The organism is Sphingobium sp. D43FB, from assembly GCF_002312805.1.
GTDB lineage: Bacteria > Pseudomonadota > Alphaproteobacteria > Sphingomonadales > Sphingomonadaceae > Sphingobium.
Window position 1 is genome coordinate 1 of sequence record NZ_NMUA01000160.1, and the last position, 729, is coordinate 729.

Genomic DNA, 729 nt, shown 5'->3' on the forward strand with positions numbered 1-729 from the left:
GACTGGCTGGCCGATCTTCGCAAGGTGCATGGACGCAAGATCGGCTTCTGGAATCAGGTCGCGGGGAAATTCGGATAATCGCGGAGAATGCCGGGGCGGCCAGATTGGAAACCTCCCTACCAATGGTGGAGCGGCAGTCCGTCGACGTCACTGCCGTCACAGTCGAAGAGCAGGAACTGGAAGCCGTGCGCGCGGCCGAAGGCGATGAGCCGCAGCAGATCCTGCGGCAATTGCGCACGGCGGTCATCATCAATGGCGCGCGTCGGCACGAACCAGCCATAGACCGAAGCCGCGATGTCGATCGGTCGATCACTGGGCGGCCAGGACGCCCATTTATCGAGGCATGAGGCGGTATGAACCGTCAGATGGGCGGTTGATAGTACACAATAGCGGCCTTGCTCGATCGATCCGGCAGCAAGGGGAGACGGGTGTGCGACGGACGCAATACGCATGCGATCCCTCGTGCAGCTTTCCGACGGATGACCTTCGAAATAGCTTGATATAGCTTCGGCGTCGGACAGAGCGTTCGGGTCGCGCGCGTCGTCGATCTCGCTCCAATATTCACGGCAATAAGCAGCGATTTCCACGTCGAGAGCCATCGCATCGACTGCGACGTGGATATTCATTCCATGTCGATGTTCAATCACGGCAGTGTGGACCTCTATCGCCAGATGGCCCTCATGGCTGGTCCCGATCGCGGTTTGGGGGGGTGCGTCATATCCTATAGGT

The 729-nt window shown here is 59.5% G+C and carries 1 protein-coding gene; it reads right to left on the reverse strand.

What is annotated here, in order from left to right; genetic code table 11:
• Positions 1 to 116: 116 nt before the first annotated feature.
• Positions 117 to 626 (reverse strand): hypothetical protein, encoded by a 510-nt coding sequence (locus SxD43FB_RS23815; RefSeq protein WP_176482917.1) that lies wholly within the window; start codon positions 624 to 626, stop codon positions 117 to 119.
• Positions 627 to 729 lie beyond the last annotated feature (103 nt).

Coding starts and splice junctions, on each gene's coding strand:
- SxD43FB_RS23815 (WP_176482917.1), bottom strand. CDS start 626: ATGAATATCCACGTCGCAGTCGATGCGATGGCTCTCGACGTGGAAATC.